Raw genomic sequence first — 17,247 nt, 5'->3', positions numbered from 1 at the left:
CCAGCGTTCACGCTGTTGCGCAAGCAGATGTCACCGGCTCGCCATGGCATGACAGAGATGCGATGTGGCAGTATCGGCTTGTGCGCCGGTCGCCACCCGTCATTCAGGACGACAGGTAATCATATTCCGTTGGAGCGCCAGATGACCCTATTCACCCGCCGCAGGCTTTTGAAAACGGCCGCGGTTGCCGGCGCTGGCGGGGTTGGCCTTGCAGCGATGGCCAGGCTTGGTGGCTGGGCCGCGGCCGCACCGGAGCCGGTGGTTCTCAAGACGGCAAAGATCCAGGCCAGGTTCATGGATATCGGCCAGACCCGCGATGTGCTGACTTATGGAGAGGCCAAAATGCCGCCGGTGCTCAGGATGAAAAAGGGCGAGCCTTTCGCCGCACGGCTTGTCAACGGCATCGACGATCCGACGACCATCCACTGGCACGGCATTCGCGTTCCAAACAAGATGGACGGTGTTCCTTTCCTGGTTCAGCCTTACGTCTACACCGGCGATCATTTCGACTATGCCTTCACGCCGCCCGACGCCGGCACGTTCTGGTATCACCCGCATTGCAACACGCTGGAGCAGATGGGCCACGGCCTGACCGGCGTGATCGTGGTCGAAAACCCGGGCGATCCGAAATTCGATGCGGAGGCGGTCATCAATCTGCGAGACTGGCGGCTCGGCGACGACGCCCAGTTCATCCAGCAGTTCCGGCCGCGCGATGCCGCGAAAACCGGCACCTATGGCACGGTGCGCACCGCCAACTGGCTCGACCAGCCGCAATTCGACGCGCCGGCCGGCGGGTTGGTGCGGCTGCGGGTCGCCATCACCGATGTCACCCGCATCTACGCCTTTCGCGTCGAGGGTGGGGAGGCCGCGGTCATCGCGCTGGACGGCAATCCGGTGCCGCAGCGTTTTGCGCCCGATGCCTTGCTGCTCGGACCGGGGCAGCGCATGGAGCTCGCCATCCGCATGCCTGACCAGGAGGGCGCGATCGTCAGCCTGGGCGACATCAGGGGCACCAAACCCAAGGTCCTCGCCACCTTGCGCGCTACCGGAAGCTCGCTTAAGCGCGACCTGCGCGACCTCGCACCGCTGGAAGCGAACCCGGTGCCGGAGGTGGATCTCGCCAGCGCGAAACACATCGCGCTCTCGCTCAGCGCCACCGCGGAAAACGTGCCGAGCGACAGCATATGTGGCACGCTCGGCTACTCCTTCTGGGCCATCAACAAGGTGCCGTGGCCGGGCGACACGCCGGACCCGACCGCGCCTTTGGCCGAGCTGAAGCTCGGCCAAAGCTATGTCATCGACCTGGAAAACCTGACGCCGCAATCGCATCCCATGCATCTGCACGGCATGAGCTTCAAGGTGCTGTCGTCTTCGACGCGCCAGGTTCAGCCGGTCATCTCCGACACCTATCTCATGCAGCCCAACGAGAAGGTTCAGCTCGGTTTCGTCGCGGACAATCCCGGCGACTGGCTGCTGCACTGCCACATCATCGAACATCAGAAAACCGGCATGACGAGCTATATCAGGGTGGTTTGACGCCGAGGCGGGTCAATCAGCCTCTACTGGGGTTGGCCTCACCTGCCGGGCCTGTTGCCGGAGAAATTGCCGCCGTCCGCTGGTTTCGTTGGCAAAGCGGGGCCGTTCCCTGCTATTCCCGCCTGCAATCAAGAAGCCGTGGACACGCTTGCATGACCAACGTCGCCCTGACCGGACTGGCCCGCGATCTCGCCAGGCGCGCCGCCGAGGGCCGCCCGGTGCGCATCGGCGTCATCGGCTCCGGCGAAATGGGCACCGACCTGGTCACGCAAGGCATGCTGATGCCCGGTATCGAGATCTGCGCCATCTCGACGCGGCGTCCGCACACGGCGCGCGACGCCATCCGCATCGCCTATGGCGACGAGGCGATGGCGGTCGAGGCCGACATGGGTTCGAAAGTCACCGCGGCGATCGAGGCCGGGAAAATCGCCATCACCTCGAACGAGATGCTGGTCACCAATCCGCTGATCGACGTCGTGATCGACGCCACCGGCAAGCCTGGTGTCGCCGCCGATTTCGACTTGAAGGCGATGGAGCACGGCAAGCACCTGGTGATGATGAATGTCGAGGCCGACGTCACGATCGGCTGCTACCTCAAGCAGCAGGCAGACCGGCTCGGCGTCGTCTATTCGGTCGGGGCCGGCGACGAGCCGTCGAGCTGCATGGAGCTGATCGAGTTTGCCTCCGCGCTCGGCTACACCATCGTCTCGGCTGGCAAGGGCAAGAACAACCCGCTCAACCACGATGCCGTTCCGGATGACTATCGCGAGGAAGCCCTTCGCCGCAACATGAACCCGCGCATGCTGGTCGAGTTCGTCGACGGCTCGAAAACCATGGTCGAGATGTGCGCCATCGCCAACGCCACCGGGCTGGTGCCCGATGTGCCGGGCATGCACGGGCCTAAGGCCGACCGCGACCAGCTGGCCAAGGTGCTGATACCGCGCGCCGATGGCGGCATCCTGTCGAAGAAGGGTGTTGTCGACTACACGATCGGCAAGGGTGTGGCGCCGGGCGTCTTCGTCATCGTCGAGGCGACGCATCCACGCATCGTCGAGCGCATGGACGATCTGCATATCGGCCACGGCCCCTATTACAGCTTCTTCCGGCCCTACCATCTGACCTCGCTGGAAGTGCCGCTGACGGCAGCGCGTATCATGCTCTACGGCCGCCCCGACATGGTGCCGCTGCCGAAGCCGGTGGCCGAGGTCTGCGCGGTCGCCAAGCGCGATCTCGCCATGGGCGAGACCTTCGATGCCATCGGTGAGACCTGCTGCCGCTCCTGGACAATGACCGTCGAAGAGGCCCGCGCCGTCAGCGCCGTCGCGGTCGGCCTGCTCGAAGGCGGCAAGGTGCTGAAGCCGGTCAGGAAGGGCGAGCTCATCACCACCGACAACGCCACACCCGACCGCACGACCAGGCTGTTCGCTTTGCGCAAGCTGCAGGATGAGATGCTGTACGGGAGCTGAGATTGGATGACAGGCCAGTCGGGCTGGCCTTGTCATGACAACTCCCTATGTTGTAGTGGCACCGAACGGAGGCTTCCAGGATGAATCTCCAGATCAGAGACCCGCGCGCCCGTGACCTCGCCCGGCAGCTTGCCGAAAAGCGAAAGATTTCAATGACCGAGGCGGTGATCGAAGCGCTCGAATCCGAGCTTCAGCGCGAACGTGAACGAGTTCCGCTGGCTGAGCGGCTGGCCGCCATATCGAACGATCTGAAGGCCAAGGCGGGAAGCGGCGGCAGGGATTTGACTAAGGATGAGATCGACGAGATGTGGGGACATTCCTGATGTTCATCGAAACCTCGGTGGTGATCGCTGTCCTCGCCGGAGAGGAAGACGCCGCCGATTGGAGTCGCCGGATCGGGCAGGCCTCGATACGGATCACATCTCCGCTGGTCGTGCTCGAAGCGGCGATGCGGCTTTCATCGAAGTTGGTGGTGGAGCCGCTCTTCGCCGAAAAGGCGATAGAGGAGTTCCTGCGTGAGGCCGAGATCGAGGTGGTTCCGATCGAAATCGGTGATGCCAAGCTCGCGATCCAGGCTTTTTCGAACTATGGCAAAGGTCGCGGCCACCCGGCTCAGCTCAATCTCGCTGACTGCCTGTCATATGCCTCGGCAAAAAGCCGTGGGATGCCCTTGCTCTACAAAGGGAAAGACTTTTCCCACACCGATCTGGCCTGATCCTACTCCCCCAGTTCACGGTTCGGCCAGCAGCTTCGTCAGCCGCTCCCGCCCAGCAGGCCAAATGCTGCCGCGGTTGCGCCATGGGGCTTTTGACCTGCTCGCGCAACACGCCTGGTCATTGCGCTCGTGCTGACGGCGCACACCCATCGGCTGCCATTGTATGATCCATTCATACAGTCTGTCTCTTTGATCCGGGTTTTTCAAACGATGCCGAGATGCCAATCTCCGAACGATCAGTTGAACCCCCATTGAGGATTGAAATCTTGCAAACCATTTGGACAAGACGCGAGACGATGAAAACCCTTCTGGCAACGGGCATGGTTGCCATGCTTCAGCCTCTGGCTTTTGCAGCCAGGGCCGCCGCCAAGCTGGAATGGACCTATTTTCAGGCTGACGAGAATGGTTTCCGCCGCACGCCGGTGCTGCTGACCGGGGAAAAAGAAGCCATCCTCCTCGACGGCGGATTTACCCTGTCCGATGGCCGTGCGGTCGCGGATGCGATCAAGGCGACGGGCAAGACTCTGACCACGATCTACGTCAGCTGCAGCGACCCTGACTATTATTTCGGCCTGCGTCCCGTCGCGGATGCATTCCCCGGCGCCAAGATCATCGCAGCCGGCGCAACGGTGGCGGCGATCAAAGCCAATGTTCAAGGCAAGCTCGAGGTCTGGAGCCCGCAGCTCAAGGACAATGGACCGAAGGTCCTGGCGGATGTCGTCATTCCCGAGGCTTCCGATATTACCTCACTTGAAATCGAAGGGAACAAGATCGAGATCGTCACCGTCGCCGATCTGAAAGACCGGCGGTATCTCTGGGTGCCCAGCCTTGAAGCGGTGTTCGGCGGCGTGCTGATCTCGTCCGGCGTACATGTCTGGGTTGCCGACGAGCCAACCGTAGACGACCGCAAGAAATGGATTGCCGCGCTCAACGAAATCGCGTCCCGCAAACCCAACATCGTGGTGCCGTCCCATCAGGTAGCCGGTGCACCGGACGGTCTGGCGGCCGTGGAATTCACCCGCGCCTACCTCGAAGCTTTCAATAAGGAAGCCGAAAAAGCGAAATCCAGCGTCGAGCTGATTGCAGCGATGAAGCGGCGCTATCCCGATCTTCTGGACGTCTCGTCCCTGGAACTGGGCGCAAAGGTCGCCAAGGGTGAGATGAAGTGGGGCTGATACGGCCCCGCGAGCGTCTGGGCTACTTCCCCAATTCCACCGACCGCAGCCGCGCGGCTTCCACCGCCTCGGTCAGCAGCTTCGTCAGCCGGTCCTCGCCCATCAGCACGGCAAGGGCTGCTGCCGTGGTTCCGTTGGGGCTGGTCACCTGCTGGCGCAGGACGCCAGGCTCCTCGCCGCTTTCGGCAGCGAGTGCAGCAGCGCCATAGACGGTCTGCATGGCAAGCAGCCTGGCGGTCTCGGTCGGCAGCCCGGCGTTCTCGGCTGCAACCGTAAGCGCCTCGATGAAATGGAAGATGTAGGCCGGACCGGACCCCGAAACCGCCGTCACCGCGTCCATCAGGCCTTCGTCGTCGACCGTCGTCACCACACCGCTCGCCGACAGCAGCTCGGCAACGAAACGCCTGATGTCGTCGGTCACCAGCGGGTTGGAATAGACCACCATCATGCCCTTGCCGATCGCGGCCGGCGTGTTGGGCATGCAGCGGATAACAGGCGCGAGATGGCCGAGTATGTGCTCGAAGGTGGCGACCGGCGTGCCCGCGGCGATGCTGACGAAGGTGGTCCTGCCGTCGCCGAAGCGCTTGTAGGCGGCGGTGACGTCGCGGATCACCTGCGGCTTGACGGCGATGACGACGAGGTCGGGCTCTGCGTCGGCGGGGATCCCGTTCGCGTCCGCGGCGACACTGCAACCGAGGTGCTCGGCGCGCTTGCGCAATTCGGCAGTGGGCTCGACCACGAACACGGCTTGCGGGGCAAGCTTGCCGGATTTCAGCCAGCCCGCAAGCATGGCGTAACCCATATTGCCGCAACCGGCGAGAACAAGCCTGATCGTCATTGAGAGCCCTCCGAGACAAGGGTTCTCCTTAGACGCTAGCGGGCAGACGGGAAAGCCCCTCAAGGGGTGCTGGATCAGGCCAGCCGGTCAAGGTCGCCGGCGCACCGCGATCGGCCGCAGCGACACTTGCCGCAGGCCAAGCGCGCCGAGCACGAAGAACAGCCACACCGGGTCGCCGCGGTGGAAGAAGAAGCTTTCGAGGAAAGCGTTCAGCGCCGTGAACAGCACCACCATCATGAAGAAGTCACCGAGATAGATGTTCTCCTTGCGCGGCGGGATGCGCATGTAGTCGCGCAGCGGCGCGATCACGAAAGTGTAGACGGCAACGCACAGCGCCGGGATGCCCATCAGCACCGCAATGTCGAGATAGCCGTCATGGCCATGCACGATGGTCCGGATGTCCCAGGCCCGGTCGAAAGGCTGGTCCTGGCTCAGCAGCAGCGGCGTGCCCCAGAAGCTTTCATAGCCGTAGCCGGTCCAGGGCTTCTTCGCCAGCATCTCGCCGGAGAACTCCCACAGCGTCGTGCGCCCGGTATAGGTGAGGTCGGGGAAATAGGTGGCCGCCAGTTCTTTCACCGGGGGGATGAAGACGATGCCTAAGGTACCGATGGCCGTCGCAATGATCGCCAGTGCAAACAGGATCGGCGTGCCGAACCGCATGCCGATCAGGCCCGGCAGCACGACGATCAGGATCGAGAACGGCACTAGGCCGGCCGTCGTCTTGGATCCGGTGTGCAGCATGAAGATCATCGCCGCGCCGAAGATCGCCACGCCCCAGAATTTCTGGCCGCGCCGGAAGAGATAGAGGCCGGCGAAGCTGAAGCAGGCCATGATTGGTCCGGCAATGTTCTTGTGGGCGAACACACCACGCCACAGGCCGGCATGTTCGGGCTCCTGCGAATCGGCCGTATGCAGGGCCTCATGCGGAAAGACGATGAGGCCGATATAGGACAGGCCGATAACGACGATCGCGCAGAATATGATGACTTTCGAAAAACTGTCGGCATCGCGCGGCAGCACCAGGACCGTCGCTATCGTCAGAACGCCAAGCAGCGTGAAGAAGGCCGCGCGCATGGCCGAGGACGGGTCGGTCGCGTTGATGACCGAAAGCATGAAAAAGCCGAGCATCAGAATCCAGGACGGGCTGAGCAGCGAGCGCACCACCTTGGGGTCGGCGAACGTCAGCAGTGAGAAGATCGAAATGGCGCCGAGCGAACTGAAGCCGAGCTGGTTGACGATGTCGCCGCCGTCGCCGGTCAGTTCCGCGCCTGCCGGTTGAAACGGCCGGAACGACACGATGACGACGGCAAACAACAGCGCGGCAATCGCCGTCGCCACGCCGTCGCGGGTGACGATGCCGCCCAGCAGCAGCTCGTCAGTTCTTCTCAGGCTGCCTGTATTGCTCATTGGCGTATCCGAATTCGGCAAGCACGCGGCCGAGCGAGACATAGACGGGGTAAAGCGCCGTCGACAGCGATCCTGTCCGCGCCAATTTGATTGCGCCGCGCACGGGCGAGGCTATCAGCAGCGCCAGGCTTTTTGCAAACACCTTGGCGCCGGCGAATGGCGTGCCGGCGCGCTTCTTCTTTTCGACCAGCGTCGAGATTACACCGTTGCGTAAGGATCGGGCGCGGATCCAGTCAGCCTCGACGCGCCGGGCTGGAACGCCTTCGCGCACCTTTGCCTCGGCGCACCAGCCAAGCACGAAACCTTTCTGCGCCGAGCGGCTGAGGAAGTCGGAATCGCCGCCGCCCATGAAGTTGAACCGCAGGTCGAGGAAGGGTGGCCCCATGATGGTGAGCACATTGCGCCCGACCAGAAGGTTGCCAGAGGAATAGAGTGCGGCCACGCGTCCAGTCTGGCGATAGGGCGGCGCAAACACGGGGTGCTCGGCCCATTTGGCGTGAGCAGGATCGGTAAACACTGGCACTTGCGGGCCACCGACAATGTCGGCGCCAAGCGTCTCCGCCGTCTTGCACATGCGCTCCAGCCAGTCCGCGTCGGCGATCTCGTCATCGTCGATGACCAGCAGGTGGCGGAAATCCGGAAAATGCAGGATCGCCGTCTGCCAGCCGGCATTGTAGGCACTGCAATTGCCCCGCTCGTGCGCGATGATGACCATGCCTTTCATATCGTCGCGTTCGAACAGCGGCACGGCCGCCTTGGCGCCCTCACGCGCCTTGGCTTCGTTTTCGATGACGATGACGGCGAAGCGCCGGCTGGTTTGCTGTGCCTTCAGCGACGCCAGCGTTTCCAGCAGCAGTTGTGGCCGCATGAAGGTCGGCAGCGTGACGACGGCTTCGATCGTCTCTGCGGCGAGCCCCGGAGAGCGTCCCGCAATCGATACCGAACCGTCCGATGGCAAAGGGATCATCCGCTCCAGCCGCATGTTTTAAATCTGGCTTTTTGATAACACCGCGACGATAACGTTTCGTTAATCACCTTTCGCAGCGGCGCCTGCCGGTCCGCGCCTTTCAGCCGTTGCGTCGCATGATTTAATCAAGGGTTCACCCAGCTTTGCTAGTGGCTGACGCTTGGATAGGTGAGATGCATCTGCTGTTCGCCACATCGATCGTGCCCGACGGCGCTCTCGCTTCGGGCTATGAGATCGCCAACGCTGCGATCATCGCCGCCTTGCGGCGCGCCGGCGTGCGCCTCACCGTCATCGGCTTCATCTGGCCGGGCAAGGCGCCCAGCGACCCCGAAAACACCATCGTGCTCGGCGCCGTCGACGTGCGCACGGAAAGCGCCTCGGCGCGGCAGAAGCTCGCCTGGCTTGGCAAGGCGGTGCTGTCAGGGCTCACCTTCGCTTCCGTGAAGCTGCGCGCGGTTTCCGACAGCGAAGTCAGTGCCGCGATCGAGCGCGCCGGTCCCTTCGACGGCTATGTCCTGAATTCGGTGCAGTTCGCCGGCGCCTTTGAAAAACTGTTCGCCGACCGTCCCTCGATTTTCGTCGCCCACAATGTCGAACATGGTTCGGCCAAAGAGAATGCGGCAGCAGCAAACAGTCGCTTCCAGCGCCTGCTGTTTGCCCGCGAGGCCAGGCTGCTCAAGACCATGGAGGAGCGGCTCTGCCGCCGGGCTCGCTTCGTCTTCACGCTGGCCGAGGAAGACCGCGCCGCACTCGGCGTTGCCAGCGACGACCGCTCGGCGGTGCTGCCGCTGGTGACCACTGCCACGGCGCCAAAGCCGGTCAAGCCGCGCCGCATCGATTGCGACGCGGCGCTGATCGGCACTTGGACCTGGCAGCCGAACCGCATCGGCCTCGACTGGTTCCTGGAAAAAGTCGTGCCGCATCTTCGCCGGAGCTTTCGCATCAGGGTCGCCGGCAACATGCCGTCGGATATCACCTCTGCCCATCCCGGTGTCGAATTTGTCGGCCGCGTGTCCGACGCCCAGAATTTCGTGCGCGGCGCCGCCGTCATTCCACTGATCAGCACCACGGGCAGCGGCGTTCAGCTCAAGACCATCGAAACCTTCGAGCTCGGCCTGCCGTCGGTCGCCACCAGCCGTTCGCTGCGCGGCATCGATCATCGCCCGGCAAATTGCTTCGTCACCGACGATCCGGCCGCCTTCGCCGGCGCGCTGGAGGCAGCGGCGGCCGATGTCAAGGATGTCGATGGCAGCGCCTTTCACCGCCGGCAGATCAAGGCACTGGATGCCGCCATCAGGCTCGGCCTGGAAAAGCTCGGGTCGGTGGGGGAGGAGGTGTTTGCATGAACATGCACACCGCCCGCGCCGCCTTCGGGCTCGATACGCTGAAGACGATCCTTGGCATTTCGGTCCTTGCCATCGGCTGGGATGACGCGATCGCGCTGCTCGCTCGTCTGATTGCCGAGCGGCGCTTCACCAAGGTCAGTTTTCTCAACGCTCACAACGCCAACATCGCCTCTACCGATCCGGTCTTTGCCGAGGCGCTCGACGATTTCCTCATCCTGCCTGACGGCGTTGGCGTCGATCTGGCGGCAAAGCTGCTCTACGGCGCGCCGTTCCCGGACAATCTCAACGGCACTGATCTCATTCCGGCCTTTCTGCAGGCATCGGCGAGGCCGCTGACCGTCGGGTTGCTTGGCGCCACCCGCGCCAACGCCGAGGCGGCGTCGGTCAGGCTAGCCGCTCTGGCGGTGCAGCACGAATTCGTCGTCATCCATGACGGCTATTTCTCCCCCGCCGAAGAGCAGGCGATCGTCGATCGCATCGAGGCATTGCGGCCCGACGTGCTGCTTGTGGCCATGGGCGTGCCGCGCCAGGAATTGTGGATCGCCCGTCATATCGATGCCCGCCACTGCACGCTGCCGATCGCCGTCGGCGCGCTGCTCGATTTTCTCTCCGGCACGGTGCCGCGGGCGCCTCTGTGGATGCGCCAGCTGAGGCTCGAATGGTTGTTCCGTCTGTGCATCGAGCCCGGCCGGCTGTGGCGCCGCTACGTCGTCGGCAATCCGGTGTTCCTGCTGCGTGTCGTCAGGCAGAAATTCTCGCGTCGGCCCGAGCCCGCTGGAGAGTTGCGGTGAACAGCCGCGTCGTGCCGAGCCCTGCAGCCGAGACCGGTGCCCTGCCGCAAACGCCGACGGCGGCGGTGGTGACCGCCAGCTATGCGCCGGATTTCGAACGCTGCCGCCTGTTGTGCGAGACCCTCGACCGCCATGTCTCCGGCTTGGCGCATCATTACATTCTGGTCGAGCACCGCGACGTGGCGCTGTTTCGCCAGTTGGAAAACGACCGCCGCAGCGTTGTCGACGAGCGCGACCTGCTGCCGCGCTGGCTGCGTGTGTTCGACGATCCGATGAGCCTCTTTCGCCGTCGCATCTGGCTCAGTCTCAAGACCCAGCCGCTGCGCGGCTGGCATGTGCAGCAGCTGCGCCGCATCGCCATCGCTGCGCATGCTGGAGAAGACGTGCTGGTCTTCTGCGATTCCGACGTCGCCTTCCTCAAGCCATTCGATCTGAGCGCCTTCTGGCGCGACGGCAAGGTGCGGCTGTTCCGGCGCGACGGCGTGCTGTCGAGCGACGGTCACGACGAGCATCGCATCTGGTCGCGCAATGCGGCCTCGGCGATTGGTATCGATGCATCCGAGGTTTCGAACCACGACTATATTTCGACGCTGATCGCCTGGCGCCGTCAGACCGTGACGGCGATGTGCGCCGAGATCGAGAAGGTGCACGCGCGCGGCTGGGTCGAGGTCATCGCTTCAGTGCGCCGGTTCTCCGAATGCATGATCTATGGCCGCTATGTCGACGATGTGCTGGGGGGCGCCGGCCATTTCCACGGCTCGGAGGAATTCTGCCGCGTGCACTGGACCGGGGAGGCGCTGTCGGATGACGAATTCCGCAGCTTCGTCGCCGCTATGGCACCGGGGCAGGTGGCGATCGGCATGCAATCCTTCATCGGCACCGATATCGGCCGCATCCGCCGCCTGATCGGATTGGCTTAGATTGCCTTGGCGGGCTTGCGCAGCGCCGAATAGGTTAGCAGCGCCGAGGCGAGATAGAGCAGCAGGAAGACGACATTGAGCGATACGACAAGCCTGGGCGTGTCGGCAATCGTGGTCAGCACATAGGTCAACAGCACCGCCTTCAGCCCCGCCAGCAGGCCGAGGTTGAGCGCCCTGAGCGCGGTCTGGCCGCGCGCGAACAGCAGCTCGGCCTGGTATTCGACCAGGTTGCGCAGTCCCGGCACGCCGATTGCCAACGCCACCAAGGGCGCCGCCTCGGCGACATTCCGGCCAAGTGCATTGGGGAAGAAATGCAGCACGATGCCGAGTGCGGCCAGTGCCAATGTCGACACCAGGAACACGCCGGCTTCGATACCGCTCTTGACCCGCAGTCGCGACAACAGCTCCGGCGCCCGCATCATCCTCTGCACCAGCATCATCGAGAAGGTGCGGATCGGGATTGCCGTCAGGTCGACCAGCCGCATGATGATGGCATAGATGCCGGCCAGATGCGGCCCGCCGATCGCCAGCACGAGCAGCTTGTCGAATTCCGACTGCAGGTAGAACAGCACTTCGGCTCCTGCAACATAGATCGAATCGGCAAGCCGCCTGAGATAGAGCTCGGTGCGCAGCCTCAGCCGCTGGCGTGGATAATAGAAGCCGAAGGCCAGCAGCAGCGAGGCGGCGTTGGCGCCGATGTAGAACAACGACCAGATCCAGACGCTGTGCTGGCCCGATAGCATGAACAGCACGGCGCCCAGCGCGCGGAACGCCGTGGCCACGATCGACAGCACGGCGGCGCGGCCGAATTTGCCGAGCCCGTTGTTGACGATCAGCACCACCTCGACCGGCCGCCACAAAAGCGCCTCTGCAAAGACGATTGCGGCAAAGACGGCCAGCGGAACGGTGCTGGCGAAGAAGATCAGGTAGACGCCCCAGGAGGCCGCCGCCAGCAGTGGTAAGGACACGGCGCCAAGCAAAAGGAAGCCGGCGGTGAAGGTGCCGATCAGATTGGGGCGGATGGTGGCTGTGCGGTAAAGCGCCGAGATGAAGCCGAAAGCGAGGATGCGCGACAGCATGACGCCGGCCGCCGAGGCGGTGGCGAACATGCCGAACTCGGCAATCGACAGCGTGTTGGCAAGTGCGATGAAATAGGCAAGCGAGAACACCAGCCGCCCGCCGGCGCCGCTGATGGCTGAAAGATAGTCGCGAACCAGCCCCCGTCTTTCGGCGAGGAAGGTGCCGATGCGGGCGAGTGTCCGCCTTTGCGGTATGTCGCTGGCCTGCGTCATATCGAGGAAAGCCGTAAGCCGCAAAGCTTAACGTGCGGTTCTGACGCCATTTTACAGATCCCGGCAATGCGTGGCGAAGCGAGAAACTTTCACTTGCAGACTTAGGAAATTAACCTTTTGTTTCCCATGCCTGTTTAGCGTGACTTAACGATTGGCCGACCGCCGCTCCTGCGCCGTCGAAGGTAAAGTTTCGAGACAATGGTCGACAGGGAAAACCGTGAAGACTGGAGGCGCGAGCGCTCCCTCCTGGCGCTCGGCAAAGCCGTGCGCGGCGATGAGGCGGCGGATGCGTCGGCGGTCTCGATCGGTGACCGGGTGGATCCGTCATGGCGCGAGGACGCCGCCACGCGTCACCGCATAGCCCGCTCGCAACGCGAGGCGCGGTCGAATCCGGCGCCAACGTCACCGCCCGAGCCGCCGCAGTTCCAGGCCGACGGCGAACCCGTTTCGGCCGCCAGCGCGCGTGAGGAGCCTGTTTCCGGCCGGCGTCAGCAGCACGCCGCCTATGAGCTCCGCTCTTTCCACGAGCAGCGACCGGACCGCGACGACGATGACGGGCAGGAATGGAAGCCGCTGATCGATCCGCTCCAGGTCGTCCGCGGCATTAGTCGTTCCAAGTTGCTGATCGTCTCGACTACGATATTGGGCACGGTGCTCGGCGTCGCCGTCGCCGTTTCGACACCGAAGAAATACGAAGCCACCACACAGATGGTCATCGAGCCAGGCGACCTGAAGCTTTCCGACAACGATCTCACCCAACCGGTCGGGCAGCCCGATGCGGCGCTGGCTGTTGTCGAAACCCGCATCAAGATGGTGACATCCGGCAAGGTCCTCGACAAGGTCGTGGCCGATCTCAATCTCGTCGACGATCCGGAATTCAACGGACAGGGCTCTGGCGGCCTTGGCGTCCTGTCGCTCATTCGCTCGATACTGTCGCGCCAGGATGGCCCTGGCGGCGGCGGTGAAGTGCGCCGCCAGGCGCTGGCGGTCGGCAATCTGGCCAAGAGCCTGTCGGTTGAGCGCAGCGGCAAGAGCTTTGTCGTTTCCATCAGCGCCACCACTCAAAGCGCCGACAAATCGGCGAAGATAGCCAATACGACCAGGGACGTTTTCCAGCAGGAGGCGGCCCAATACCAGTTCGGGATGGCCGGGCGCGCGACGGACCAGCTGACGGCCAAGCTCGATGACCTGCGCAAGAATGTCGAGACAGCGGAGCGCAAGGTCGAGGATTTCAGGGCCACGCATGATCTCGTCGACGCGCAGGGCCATCTGATCAGCGACGACCAGATGCTGAAGCTCAACGAGCAGCTCTCAGTCACCCGGGCCCGTACGCTGGAACTCAATGCCCGGGCCGCGTCGGCGCGTTCGCTGGACGTCAATTCGGTCATCAACGGCACCTTGCCGGAAGAAATCAATTCCAACACGATGAGCGAACTGCGCGCGCAATATGCAGTTTTGAAGCAGGAGGCCGACCGCGCCGCCGTGCGTCTGGGACCGCGTCATCCCGAATACCAGGCGCTCAACGCCCAGCTCGACGGCTCGCGCGAGCGCATCGCAGGCGAACTGCGCCGCATCGCCTCGTCGCTGCAGGTCGATTTGAAGCGCTCGGTTCAGCTTGAGCAGGATCTCGCTTCCCGCCTGGCTCAGGCAAAGGTCCAGAGCGGCGACGTCAACAGCGATCTGGTCAGCCTGCGCGAACTGGAGCGTGACGCCACGGCCAAACGCTCCGTCTACGAACAGTACCTTCTGCGCGCCAAGGAGACCGGCGAACAGCAAAACATCAACACCACCAACATCAATCTGATGACCCCCGCGCAACCGCCGCTCGAACCCAACGGACCGTCGCGGGCTGTAATAGCGATGGCCGGCCTGCTGCTCGGGCTTGCTTCGGGCATCGGTGTCGGCGCCATGCGCGGCGCCTTTGCCAGCCTGCGCGGCGCTGCCAATTCGCGTTCGCGCGGCAGAATGGACGAGCGCCCCCCTCCGGTCGAGGACAAGGTCTATCGCGCGCCGCTGCCTGTGGCGCCGCCACCGGCAGCACCTCCGGTGTTGCCGACCGCGGCCGCTCCCGCCCGGAGCCCAGGTCTGTTCGACGGACTGTTCTCGGCGATGCGCAAAGCCGCGCCGGGTAGCGGGACGTCAGGCGAACCCGTCGAGACCTACCGCGCCCAACCAGCCGCCGAATATACAAGGCCGGTGCAGGAGCCTGTGGGCTATCGCCAGCCGGACTTCCGGAACGAGGTTCCGCACGCCAATTCCCCTGCGCAGCAGCCTGGCTACGCGCAGCCTCGTCAGCCGGCTGACTATGCCTATTCGCAGGCTCAGCCGATGCCCGCGGCGTCCGGGCCGTGGTCTTCTCCGCAGCCCGCTGGGGCGGCGCCGGAAGACCAGCAGGCGCAAATCGACGATATCCGCGCCAGCCTGCGCGAATTTCGCGAAGCGGTGCGCGAACTCACCGAAAGCCGTTCGCACCGCCGCTATTTCTGAGCAATTCCAGGAAAAGTGTGAAACGGTTTTCCCGGGAAAAGCGCGTAGCGCGCTTTCCCTTGGGAATTGCGTCAAAACAAGAAATAGAGCGGTTCAGCCTTTCCGTGAAAGGATGAGTCGCTCTGAGCCCGTCAGCACAGAATAAAAGCTGCCGGTTTCGAGTTTACGGCATGTGACGGCGCTTTGACGGGATTGCTTAGGCCAAATTTCGTGACAATGCCGCGCAGCATGGCGCCCAAAAAACGCTGCCGTCGGGCTTTACCCGAATGGGCGGAACGTTTGGAACAACGACATGCACGAAGCAACGTTCAAGGCGCGCGCCGCGCCTTGGCTGGAATGATGTCGAGGATGGTTCATGGCCGAAGTGATTGACGGAAAGATCGTCGCCGCAGACGTGGTTCAGAAGGTCAAGGCCTTGACCGAGGACCTGGTCGCCAAGGGAAAGGCCCAGCCCGGCTTGGCGGTGGTCATCGTCGGCGAGGATCCGGCAAGCCAGGTCTATGTCGCGTCGAAGTCGCGCACCGCCAAGGAATGCGGCTTTCATTCGCTGCAGCACACACTGCCGGCCGACACGTCCGAAGCGGCACTGCTGAAGATCATCGGCGAACTCAACGCCGATCCGGCCATCAACGGCATTCTGGTGCAGCTGCCGCTTCCCGCCCATATCGATGCCGGCAAGATCATCCAGGCCATCGCGCCACAAAAGGATGTCGACGGCTTTCATTTCATCAATGTCGGCAAGCTCGGCACCGGCGAACTCGAAACAGCCTTCGTGCCCTGCACGCCGGCTGGCTCCATGCTTTTGATCGAACGCGTGCGCGGCAAGGATCTTTCCGGCCTCAACGCGGTCGTCGTCGGCCGCTCCAACATCGTCGGCAAGCCGATGGCAAATCTGTTGCTTGCCGCCAACTGCACCGTCACCATTGCCCACAGCCGCACCAAGGATCTGCCGGCGCTGGCCCGCACAGCCGACATTCTGGTTGCCGCCGTCGGCCGGCCCGAAATGATCAAGGGCGACTGGGTCAAACCCGGCGCCACCGTGATCGATGTCGGGATTAACCGCATTGCCGCACCCGAGAAAGGCGAAGGCAAAACCCGCCTCGTCGGCGATGTAGCCTATGCCGAAGCGGCCAAGGCCGCCGGCGCCATCACCCCCGTGCCCGGCGGTGTCGGACCGATGACCATTGCCATGCTGATGGCCAATACGTTAGCCTCAGCCTACCTTGCGGCCGGCTTGAAGCGGCCTTCCTTCTGACCCAGAAAGCAGCTTCTTTGCCGAACCTTACTATTCCCTCTGAACGGCCGGTCGTGGATGATCCCGTTCAAGGGGGCCGGCAATTCGCGTTCCTGCTGGTCGACAAGTTTTCGATGTTTTCGTTGGCAGCGGCGATCGATACCTTCCGCTCGGCCAACCGCCTGCTCGGCCGCGATTTCTATGGCTGGACGACGGTCTCGGCCGACGGCGATCCCGTCATGGCCTCCAACGGCCTGCCGCTCAAGATCGACTATGCCGTCGCCGATTTGCCGCCGGTCGATATCCTGTTCGTGTCGGTGGGCCTGTCGGTCGAGTTCCCCGGCAAGAGCAAGGTGCTGGCGGCGCTGCGCAGCTGGGGCCGGCGCGGCAATGCGCTCGGCGCGCTGTCGGTGGGCTCTTACCTCCTGGCCGAAGCCGGTCAGCTCGAAGGTTATCGCTGCACCATCCATTGGGAAAACCGCGCCGGCTTCGTCGAGCGCTTTCCCGACATCAATTGCACCGGCAACGTCTTCGAGATCGACCGCAAGCGCTACACATGCGCCGGCGGCACCACCTCGATCGACCTGATGCTGGAGATCGTGCGTGGCGACTTCGGCTCGAACCTCGCCAACGGCGTTGCCAACCAGTTCCAGCATGAGCGCATCCGCTCCGCCGGCGACCGCCAGCGCGTCGGGCCGGAGCGCGACCTGACCGGCAAGTCGGAGAAGCTAAGGCGCATCGTCGAACTGATGGCCGACCATCTCGACGAGCCGCTATCAGCCGTGCAGCTTGCCAAATCGGCGGGCCTGTCGGTGCGCCAGGTCGAGCGCTTGTTCCTGCGCCATTTGAGCGTCACGCCCGGTCGTTACTACATGCGGCTCAGGCTTGAGCGGGCGCGCGAACTGCTGCGCCAGACCAACATGCCGATCCTCGACGTGGCCATTGCCACCGGCTTTACCTCGCACTCCTATTTCGCGCAGAGCTATCGGCTGCAGTTCGGCCGTCCGCCTTCCGAAGAGCGGCGCACCACGTACTGACGCGGTGCTGAGCCGGCCTCGGAACAGGCCTCGGCC

15 protein-coding genes are annotated in these 17,247 nt (G+C 63.6%); 11 read left to right on the top strand and 4 right to left on the bottom strand.

Annotation, left to right across the window (positions count from 1 at the left end):
• Window positions 1-141 precede the first annotated feature (141 nt).
• The 5 genes from NLY42_RS31275 (at window position 142) to NLY42_RS31255 (ending at window position 4,892) form a co-directional block, all read left to right on the top strand.
• Complete coding sequence (locus NLY42_RS31275) at window positions 142-1,536, top strand: multicopper oxidase family protein (protein WP_023753872.1); 1,395 nt, start codon at window positions 142-144, stop codon at window positions 1,534-1,536.
• A 152-nt stretch (window positions 1,537-1,688) separates the two neighbouring features.
• Complete coding sequence (locus tag NLY42_RS31270; RefSeq protein ID WP_023753873.1) at window positions 1,689-3,002, top strand: NAD(P)H-dependent oxidoreductase; 1,314 nt, start codon at window positions 1,689-1,691, stop codon at window positions 3,000-3,002.
• An 80-nt stretch (window positions 3,003-3,082) separates the two neighbouring features.
• A complete protein-coding gene (locus tag NLY42_RS31265) occupies window positions 3,083-3,325 on the top strand; it encodes a type II toxin-antitoxin system VapB family antitoxin (protein WP_023669292.1) in 243 nt (80 codons plus the stop codon).
• Window positions 3,325-3,717 (top strand): type II toxin-antitoxin system VapC family toxin, encoded by a 393-nt coding sequence (locus NLY42_RS31260; protein ID WP_023747214.1) that lies wholly within the window; start codon window positions 3,325-3,327, stop codon window positions 3,715-3,717. Before NLY42_RS31265 ends, NLY42_RS31260 begins: the two co-directional genes overlap by 1 nt.
• A 275-nt stretch (window positions 3,718-3,992) precedes the next feature.
• The gene (locus NLY42_RS31255; protein ID WP_023753874.1) at window positions 3,993-4,892 is read left to right on the top strand and encodes an MBL fold metallo-hydrolase; all 900 of its coding nucleotides are present in this window, start codon (window positions 3,993-3,995) and stop codon (window positions 4,890-4,892) included.
• Between the two features lie 22 nt (window positions 4,893-4,914).
• Here the strand turns inward: NLY42_RS31255 and proC are convergent, their stop codons facing one another.
• The 3 genes from proC to NLY42_RS31240 form a co-directional block, all read right to left on the bottom strand.
• Window positions 4,915-5,730 (bottom strand): pyrroline-5-carboxylate reductase, encoded by an 816-nt coding sequence (gene proC / locus NLY42_RS31250; protein WP_023753875.1) that lies wholly within the window; start codon window positions 5,728-5,730, stop codon window positions 4,915-4,917.
• 87 nt (window positions 5,731-5,817) lie between these two features.
• Window positions 5,818-7,137, bottom strand: coding sequence for an O-antigen ligase family protein (locus tag NLY42_RS31245; RefSeq protein ID WP_023753876.1), 1,320 nt, complete (start codon window positions 7,135-7,137; stop codon window positions 5,818-5,820).
• Entirely contained in the window at window positions 7,106-8,104 is a 999-nt protein-coding gene (locus NLY42_RS31240) for a glycosyltransferase family 2 protein (RefSeq protein ID WP_023735748.1), read from the bottom strand. Before NLY42_RS31240 ends, NLY42_RS31245 begins: the two co-directional genes overlap by 32 nt.
• 173 nt (window positions 8,105-8,277) lie before the next feature.
• Between NLY42_RS31240 and NLY42_RS31235 the strand changes: the two genes are divergently transcribed.
• Genes NLY42_RS31235 through NLY42_RS31225 form a run of 3 tightly spaced genes read left to right on the top strand, consistent with a single transcriptional unit; the run spans window position 8,278 to window position 11,161 of the window.
• Window positions 8,278-9,450: a glycosyltransferase family 4 protein gene (locus NLY42_RS31235; protein ID WP_023753877.1), complete on the top strand. Its 1,173-nt coding sequence runs from the start codon at window positions 8,278-8,280 to the stop codon at window positions 9,448-9,450.
• A complete protein-coding gene (locus tag NLY42_RS31230) occupies window positions 9,447-10,241 on the top strand; it encodes a WecB/TagA/CpsF family glycosyltransferase (RefSeq protein ID WP_023669298.1) in 795 nt (264 codons plus the stop codon). The genes NLY42_RS31235 and NLY42_RS31230 overlap by 4 nt, the downstream gene beginning before the upstream one ends.
• Window positions 10,238-11,161 (top strand): DUF6492 family protein, encoded by a 924-nt coding sequence (locus NLY42_RS31225; RefSeq protein WP_023669299.1) that lies wholly within the window; start codon window positions 10,238-10,240, stop codon window positions 11,159-11,161. The genes NLY42_RS31230 and NLY42_RS31225 overlap by 4 nt, the downstream gene beginning before the upstream one ends.
• Here the strand turns inward: NLY42_RS31225 and NLY42_RS31220 are convergent.
• Window positions 11,158-12,453 carry a lipopolysaccharide biosynthesis protein gene (locus NLY42_RS31220; protein WP_023669300.1) on the bottom strand — a complete coding sequence of 432 codons (1,296 nt, stop codon included), beginning with the start codon at window positions 12,451-12,453 and terminating at the stop codon, window positions 11,158-11,160. The genes NLY42_RS31225 and NLY42_RS31220 overlap by 4 nt on opposite strands.
• A 198-nt stretch (window positions 12,454-12,651) precedes the next feature.
• Here NLY42_RS31220 and NLY42_RS31215 point away from each other — a divergent pair, with 198 nt between their 5' ends.
• The 3 genes from NLY42_RS31215 (at window position 12,652) to NLY42_RS31205 (ending at window position 17,211) form a co-directional block, all read left to right on the top strand.
• On the top strand, window positions 12,652-14,940 hold the full coding sequence (locus NLY42_RS31215; RefSeq protein WP_023692390.1) for a GumC family protein: 2,289 nt from the start codon (window positions 12,652-12,654) through the stop codon (window positions 14,938-14,940).
• A gap of 355 nt (window positions 14,941-15,295) precedes the next feature.
• Window positions 15,296-16,195, top strand: coding sequence for a bifunctional methylenetetrahydrofolate dehydrogenase/methenyltetrahydrofolate cyclohydrolase FolD (folD, locus tag NLY42_RS31210; protein WP_023669302.1), 900 nt, complete (start codon window positions 15,296-15,298; stop codon window positions 16,193-16,195).
• Between the two features lie 17 nt (window positions 16,196-16,212).
• Window positions 16,213-17,211: a GlxA family transcriptional regulator gene (locus NLY42_RS31205; RefSeq protein ID WP_032888631.1), complete on the top strand. Its 999-nt coding sequence runs from the start codon at window positions 16,213-16,215 to the stop codon at window positions 17,209-17,211.
• The last annotated feature ends 36 nt before the right edge of the window (window positions 17,212-17,247 follow it).

The sequence above is a fragment of the Mesorhizobium sp. C372A genome, assembly GCF_030323245.1.
GTDB lineage: Bacteria > Pseudomonadota > Alphaproteobacteria > Rhizobiales > Rhizobiaceae > Mesorhizobium.
Note: the sequence above shows the minus strand (reverse complement) of the source record. Positions and strands in the feature narration are given on the sequence as shown.